Consider the following 6,634-nt stretch of genomic DNA (forward strand, 5'->3'; position numbering starts at 1 on the left):
AAGGAGTACAAATTTCATGGTGATGAGTTCAGTAGGCAAGTAAGAAGTACCATTTCGGTACTTTTTATTTTACTCTATTCATCTTGTAGATTAAGGTTGTATATTTACTTTGGTTAAAAATTATTAAAAAACATTAACCAATGTATATATAACTGTGGTATAATTAGGGTAGTGTTTAACAATATTTTAAACATAAATATAAAACAGGAGGCTTTTTATGAATAAAAAGAAAATTGAGAAATTTGCTAACTATTTTATAGGCTTCTTAGTGATATTTTCTCTTTTAGTTTTTTGGTTTGCTCATATAATAGAAAGCAATAGTAAGCAAGAATATGCTAAAGATACGGAACGTGTTACTAAGTTAGTTGAAACACTAGAAAATGACACAGAAAATATTAAACCAAATATAACGCTAGAGGAAGCTTTGAAGCTTGTTTCTGATGATAGTGAATTGTCATCTGTTAAAAAGGAAATTAGACACCTAAAAGATACATATCCAACCGATTATGAGGTAAAATTTGGTAACTTGTCTTACCGTGTAGATGAAGTGGAATTGAAACTTAATAAACAAATCGAAAAGATTAAAGAAGAAAAGGAGAGACAAGAACAAGAAGAACGGGAAAAACAGAAAAAAATGAAAGAGGAAGCAGAAAAAAAATCTAAAGAATCTGAGAAAAAATCTAATGAAGAAAACAGAAAAGTAGATTTAGATGCTTTCTATAATGCAATTCAAGAGGGTGTAGATAAAGTAAATACACAATTAGGAGCAAATATGCTTGAAATGGAAAAAACATCTGTAACACCTGGCATCAGAATCATTCTCACAGAAAATAATGCTTCGTATTCAAATAAAGAACTTAGAGCAATTATCAGTGCGCTAAACAAATCTTTATATAAAATTGCTAAATCCCACGGAGTAAATAGCCCTAGATTCTATTACACACTCAGCGATGAAGAAGTCGCTGTGAATCGTTATATAATGGCTCCTGATGAAGTTAAGTTTTCTGGAATATTAAAGTAGTAAATTGATAAGAATAGTAGAAATTTTTACTTTTGTAATTACAACAATTATTAGGGTTCTTCTAACAGGTTCCCCTATATAAGAGATAACACATTTTTAAGGTAATAGATAAGCACTGGATACTTAGATTCAGTACTTTCTTTTTTATTTTTATTTTTTAATCGACTTCTTCAATAAAGAAAAATAATTCTCATTCCTTATCTGAATAATGTAACCTATAATCCTCACAATATACAAAAAGTACAGATAATTTCTAATCGCCCGACCTACAGATTACTATTAAAAATTACTTCACAAGAGACTATAACAATCTGAAGAATGAAGGAAATACCAATAGATACTAAAGTAACTATCTACGGTTGGATATATTTCGGATAAATTACACTTTAGGTGCTTTTTATTTTACACTAACTATCTTGGCTTAATTCAAGTATTTCCATAACCTTATGAACAATCATCTTATGCTGTGGGTGTCTCTGAATCTTCAATAATAGTTCCATCATTTCTGTATCTTGTGGCACAGAATAAGGTAAGAAAAAATCACTCAACGTAACTTCTAAAGCATCAACAATCTTCACAAAAGTTTCTAAAGAGATATTTCTGTGATTATTCTCTATCTGACTGATATAAGGAACACTTAGATTTGTTCTTTCTGCTAATTCTTGCTGTGTAATCTTCTTTGAAGCTCGTAAGTCTCGTATCTGATTACTTATATTTTCTAATATATCATCCATTACTTCACCCTCTATGTTAAATCTACTATCTATCTTATAGATTAAACAATCAGGTTTACATTCTCTATAGTTTAATATTAAATAAAAACATATTCTATTGTTAAAGTTTGTGTAATATAATTATAACTATTAGGAAATATTTCTTCTATTTCATTAAATAAAGTTAAACATCGGGGCTTACATATGCTTAACAAGCTAAAGAAATTGAGTAAAGAACAAAAGATTACAGGTAGTATTGTACTACTGCTTATCCTCGTTCTGTTCTTCACACTATTAACTAGCAGTAGCACTAAACACTCACAAGTTCAAACTAAGGCTAGTGATTCTGTCAAACAGTCTTCACAAGTTAAACAGTCTAGTTCATCTTCCTCTACTTCATCATCTAGTGGTGAAACTAGCTCTAAAATAGAGAAATGGTCTCCAACTGGACATATAGCTGTAGATGCTTATCTAAATACACCACAAATTAAAATCATACTGCGAGCCAAAGCACTGAGAGAGGTAGCACACAAACTCTCTAACACAGATAAACTCTACGAAGTTGAAGCTGAGGTAATTGGGATTGAAGAAAAAGATGAATACCGTGAGTACAACATAACAGGTAAGAAGCTTCTTATCCGTACACCTGAATCACTAGCTGTGGAAATGAATGAACTTATGGTCTATACAGGAAATACAGTATCTTTAGAAAAATATGATTCAATCGATAAAGGCTCGTTAGTAATCAGTGAAGTGAGAAAAACAGAAAAAGCACAAGAAGAGGAAAAAGCAAGTGTTGAAGTCTCCAAATCAAAAGAGGAGGAAAGGAAAGCATCTTCACGAGAAAAAGAGCAAGAACAAACTTCATCTCACACCACAACCACTCCTACACAATCGTCTACGACTGCTCCACAATCAAATTTAAGACCGTTCAAAAACTGTAAGGAAGCACGAAAAGCAGGACGTGTAAACATACCTGCTAGTGACCCACAATATGGTCCATGGCTAGATAGAGACAAAGACGGATACGGATGTGATGAATAGTAAAAAAGTTCTTATTCTACTGTCACTACTACTTATTATAATCGTCACATTCACAGCATACTTAACTACTCTGCCTCAAACAGACTACCAGATAGCTGTAAACAGACTACAAAAGATAAGTTTAGAGGCTGTGGAACAAAAAATACAACATCAAGAAAGCTTTTACCTATATACAGGGAGAGAAAGTTGCCCATACTGTCAAGAATTTGCTCCAAAGCTAGCAAAAGCAGTGGATAAAACTGAGACGACTGTGTATTACTTGGATAGTGAGCATATAGATAAGACAAGTTGGAATAACTTCAAAACAACTGTAGGATTCAAAACAATCCCCAATCTCACTTGCTTCACAAATGGTACAGCATATGAAAGATTACAGAATGCAAGTCAAGCTAGTGTTGAAGTGATTGAATCATTTATAAGAAAGGAATAAATAATGAATACATACAAAATACTTAAGGACAATATTGAAACAATTTATCTAGGTAAGGCTGATGGTAGCCTTCTAGAGATAGAAAGAAAATACTTTGACTTCCTTCCAGAGGTCGGAGAAGAGGTTGAAGTTTTTGGCAATGATGGAAACTACATCATTACTAGAAAACTCATAATAAATTCAGATACTCCTGATAACACTAAAACGTTGAAAATATGGGGATGGATTTGCACAGCAACCTCTCTGCTCTTCTTCCCTTTTATTTTTGGAGTAATAGGTATTGTTTTAGGATATCTCATCAGAAGCAGAGGGGATAAAGAACAAGGAACTGTTATAATGATTTGTGCAACTGGTGCTATGATTTTTGGAATGTGGTTAGGAGCCATTGTATGGGGGTAAATAATGAATAAAGGAAAAATTATTAAAATAATTGAAGATACTGCTTACATAGGTTATGAAGATGGCAGTTTGAAGGAAATTGGCATTAAAGATTGTGACTTTGAACCTGCAATAGGTGATTATGTCGAGGTTTATGGTGATATTGTTATAAAGGTTGAAAGTAGCACAGTTAAAAAGCATAACTCTATAAAAACATCATTCTCAAGTAAGATAAAACCTATTTTAATAGCTCTTGTAGTTATTGTTTTGTCGGTTAGTGCATATTTTATAATGAGTAAAATAACTATATCACAGAATACCTCTAGTTCTTCTAAGTCCTCTGCGTTGTCATCTAAGAATAAATCTAACTCTTCTTCATCTCAAGAAAGTAGCTCTAGTTCCACAAAATCTTCGATATCAGGAAAAATTCCTAAGAATTTATTGACAATAGACTATGAAGAAAGGACGGATAAGCAGAAATATTCCTCGTCATTTGACTATGATAAATGGATTCATGATGAATTCCCTCGCTATCTAAAACTACATGTTAGAGGAGAAGTTATACAAGTTAGCCAAGACCAAGATGATAAAGGTATTTTAATACAAATAGTTTTAAATGAAATAGGTCGTCCAGGACTTGGTGAGCCTGTCTCTGTTTTTATTCCGAGTGATTACTTGTCAGATATCATAGTAGAAGGTGATAAATTAGATTTGTATGGGAAAACTTATGGAGTTAAGCAGTATTCATCAGGTGATTCTGTAGTAATGCGACCATTTATGATTGCTTATTTGTATGAAAGAGATAAATAGGAGAGTTTATGAATACAATAAGAAAGTCATAGCTGAAGATGACCATATAACATTGTACGGACTAGTAAAAGGGAGACAAAGTTATGAAACAATCTTCAAAGAAACAAAAACACTACCTCTCATGGTTGCCTATATGTACGAAAACTAATACTACATGAAAAAGAAAATATATAACCAAATTATTCACGTTTCAGATACACATGTTATCATTCGACTCCACACAAATGAGACTCTAAATGTTCCTATAAATGAGTTAACTTTTCATCCTAAAGTAAATGATATTGTTGAAGTTTATCAAAATCAAAATCACGTAGTAGTTTGTCCTCAACCACAGAACAACAAGCTTTGGATTCTTATAACCTCAATTACACTTCTAATTCTTATCGTTATAGGAACTACTTTTTTATTCTTTAGACATCCAGATAGGAATATAGAAACAGTAGATAATCAATCTTCACAACAAAGTTCCTCTGCATCATCCATCTCTTCATCTAGCACATCTACCACAAGCTCTAGCTCAACTGAAGATAGTATAATAGATACGACAGCCGAAGGGCTTCGAGAAATGGAGAATGATGGTAGATTAAAGACTGGTCAGCTATACCGCTTCACAGCAGAACTAACACGCCAAAAGTTTTGGGAAGCATACGTAGGACACTTTAAAGCTCTGGATACATACCATACTATTTGGGTAAAAGCTAGTAATGCTCCTATGACTGGTGTACAAGTACAAATTAAGAAATCTATGATTGAGGGATGGCAAGAAGGAGCGACCGTTACTTTCACAGTCAAAATCATGGAAGACTCTGAAAAATTTCAATTCTGGGTTGCTACTGATGCCACACTTATCACGACTCCCACAGAAGAAAAGCACACAGAAACTGAGCCACTAAAACTTGACTCACAGGCTATTTTACAAGGAGACTACTCAAGTATAGCTGGTACGTGGAGAAACGGATTTGGAGAAGAAATAGCATTTGATAAAAGTGGTTTAGTAAATGGTGAAATAATTACAATTCCAACGATTGGGAACCAAGGTGTCATCAGTTTTAGTATGAGATTAGATTCGGTAAAAGGTGGCATCATGATTTACCCGCCTAAATCTACTGTCATTACTAGGAGTGGTGACAGTTCGGATAAAAACCAAATTAGAATTATGGTCATAAAAGATGCACCCCGCTCTAGTAAAGAAGCTTACTATTACGTAGGTAAATAAATCGTTCTTACTTACAGTAGTAACCTGTAAGCACTTGATTATATAACGTATGCAAAATCCCTGCAATTACTCATTGCAGGGATTTTGTATATCCGTTACATCACATGAATCTCTTTCAGACAATTCCACATTACTAACATATTTTTGATATAGAGAGTTAATCGCTGAATAGCTAAATTCACATACATTCATTCCTATTCTATTTTTTAATCGACCCTTAGAAATCCCATTATCACGCGCATTATTAATCACAAACACAAATAGATAAATTGATACAATTGTACAGTAAAAACTGATAGCTGAATCAAGTCAACACTACAAAAACATGAAATCCTATAATGTAAAACATCTTTAAATAGCTATTTTTATTCTCTAATTTATCTCATAAGCATACGCCTTTATGCCGTGAAAGCAAATTGACAGTAAGTAGGCACAAAGTACTCTAAGAACGTCTCAGACGAAAGGCTTTAATTTTTCGGATGGACAGTTCATTTGTTGTAGGAATTCTATACGATAAATTCTTAGACTTGGTAAATGAAATAAAAAAGCGAACAAGTGAACAGCACCCCAAAAGTTAGACAGAAAAAATCTAACTTTTGGGGTGTTTTTATTATGAAATTAACTTATGATGATAAAGTTCAGATCTATGAACTTAGAAAACAAGGATATAGCTTAGAGAAGCTTTCAAATAAATTTGGGATAAACAATTCTAATCTTAGGTACATGATTAAATTGATTGATCGTTACGGAATAGAGTTCGTCAAAAAAGGAAAAAATCGTTACTATTCTCCTCGTTTAAAACAAGAAATGATTGATAAAGTCCTACATGAAAATTGGTCTCAAGATAGAGTTTCTCTCGAATATGCTCTCCCAAATCGTGGTATGCTTCCAAATTGGATGGCACAATACAAGAAAAACGGGTATACTATTGTTGAGAAAACAAAAGGGAGACCATCTAAAAATGGGACGTAAACCAAAGAAGAAACCCGAAGAGAGGACAGAGTTAGAACGCCTTCAAGCAG

Annotated in this window: 7 protein-coding genes and 1 pseudogene; 7 read left to right on the forward strand and 1 reads right to left on the reverse strand. The window is 33.0% G+C overall.

What is annotated here, in order from left to right; all coding sequences use genetic code 11:
• Nucleotides 1-217 precede the first annotated feature (217 nt).
• Entirely contained in the window at nucleotides 218-1,021 is an 804-nt protein-coding gene (locus tag HMPREF0851_RS14000; RefSeq protein ID WP_001035201.1) for a hypothetical protein, read from the forward strand.
• A gap of 407 nt (nucleotides 1,022-1,428) precedes the next feature.
• On the opposite strand, the gene HMPREF0851_RS14005 is transcribed toward HMPREF0851_RS14000, so the two are convergent.
• Nucleotides 1,429-1,755 (reverse strand): helix-turn-helix domain-containing protein, encoded by a 327-nt coding sequence (locus HMPREF0851_RS14005; RefSeq protein ID WP_000340949.1) that lies wholly within the window; start codon nucleotides 1,753-1,755, stop codon nucleotides 1,429-1,431.
• Nucleotides 1,756-1,959: 204 nt separating this feature from the next.
• On the opposite strand from HMPREF0851_RS14005, the gene HMPREF0851_RS14010 reads away from it, so the two are divergent.
• The 6 genes and pseudogenes from HMPREF0851_RS14010 to HMPREF0851_RS14035 form a co-directional block, all read left to right on the forward strand.
• Complete coding sequence (locus tag HMPREF0851_RS14010) at nucleotides 1,960-2,778, forward strand: excalibur calcium-binding domain-containing protein (RefSeq protein ID WP_232197017.1); 819 nt, start codon at nucleotides 1,960-1,962, stop codon at nucleotides 2,776-2,778.
• Nucleotides 2,771-3,208, forward strand: coding sequence for a thioredoxin domain-containing protein (locus tag HMPREF0851_RS14015; RefSeq protein WP_001086164.1), 438 nt, complete (start codon nucleotides 2,771-2,773; stop codon nucleotides 3,206-3,208). The genes HMPREF0851_RS14010 and HMPREF0851_RS14015 overlap by 8 nt, the downstream gene beginning before the upstream one ends.
• A 3-nt stretch (nucleotides 3,209-3,211) precedes the next feature.
• The gene (locus HMPREF0851_RS16570; RefSeq protein ID WP_001099576.1) at nucleotides 3,212-3,607 is read left to right on the forward strand and encodes a hypothetical protein; all 396 of its coding nucleotides are present in this window, start codon (nucleotides 3,212-3,214) and stop codon (nucleotides 3,605-3,607) included.
• 3 nt (nucleotides 3,608-3,610) lie between these two features.
• Entirely contained in the window at nucleotides 3,611-4,396 is a 786-nt protein-coding gene (locus HMPREF0851_RS14025) for a hypothetical protein (protein ID WP_001032427.1), read from the forward strand.
• 154 nt (nucleotides 4,397-4,550) lie between these two features.
• Nucleotides 4,551-5,612 (forward strand): DUF6287 domain-containing protein, encoded by a 1,062-nt coding sequence (locus HMPREF0851_RS14030; protein WP_000727310.1) that lies wholly within the window; start codon nucleotides 4,551-4,553, stop codon nucleotides 5,610-5,612.
• 612 nt (nucleotides 5,613-6,224) lie between these two features.
• A pseudogene (locus HMPREF0851_RS14035) lies at nucleotides 6,225-6,634 on the forward strand (IS3 family transposase); the annotation flags it as partial.

This window comes from Streptococcus sp. M334 (genome assembly GCF_000187745.1).
GTDB lineage: Bacteria > Bacillota > Bacilli > Lactobacillales > Streptococcaceae > Streptococcus.

Excerpts from the sequence above, each read along its gene's own strand:
- HMPREF0851_RS14000 (WP_001035201.1), top strand. The coding sequence starts at position 218 with ATGAATAAAAAGAAAATTGAGAAATTTGCTAACTATTTTATAGGCTTC.
- HMPREF0851_RS14005 (WP_000340949.1), bottom strand. The coding sequence starts at position 1,755 with ATGGATGATATATTAGAAAATATAAGTAATCAGATACGAGACTTACGA.
- HMPREF0851_RS14015 (WP_001086164.1), top strand. The coding sequence starts at position 2,771 with ATGAATAGTAAAAAAGTTCTTATTCTACTGTCACTACTACTTATTATA.
- HMPREF0851_RS16570 (WP_001099576.1), top strand. The coding sequence starts at position 3,212 with ATGAATACATACAAAATACTTAAGGACAATATTGAAACAATTTATCTA.
- HMPREF0851_RS14025 (WP_001032427.1), top strand. The coding sequence starts at position 3,611 with ATGAATAAAGGAAAAATTATTAAAATAATTGAAGATACTGCTTACATA.
- HMPREF0851_RS14030 (WP_000727310.1), top strand. The coding sequence starts at position 4,551 with ATGAAAAAGAAAATATATAACCAAATTATTCACGTTTCAGATACACAT.